We start from the raw sequence: 255 nt of genomic DNA on the forward strand, positions 1-255 counted from the left end.
TACTCTCACATGGGGAAACCCCACACTACCATCGGCGATGCATCGTTTCACTGCTGAGTTCGGGATGGGATCAGGTGGTTCCAATGCTCTATGGTCGTCAAGAAATTCTGTTGCCAGAAGGTCTTGTATAGACACTCCAGCGAATCGGGTATGTGATGATTGTGAGTTGCAAACTTTCGGTTCGTTTCGTCTTCACAACACCGCAATCTGGTCATTTCGACGCAAATTGCTTGGGTGTTATATGGTCAAGCCTCA

1 rRNA gene is annotated in these 255 nt (G+C 47.8%); it reads right to left on the bottom strand.

What is annotated here, in order from left to right:
• A 5S ribosomal RNA gene (gene rrf / locus DM813_RS00015) occupies positions 1-102 on the bottom strand; the annotation flags it as partial.
• Positions 103-255 lie beyond the last annotated feature (153 nt).

Origin of the sequence: Pseudomonas alkylphenolica, from assembly GCF_004025535.1 — a bacterium.
Lineage (GTDB): Bacteria > Pseudomonadota > Gammaproteobacteria > Pseudomonadales > Pseudomonadaceae > Aquipseudomonas > Aquipseudomonas alkylphenolica_A.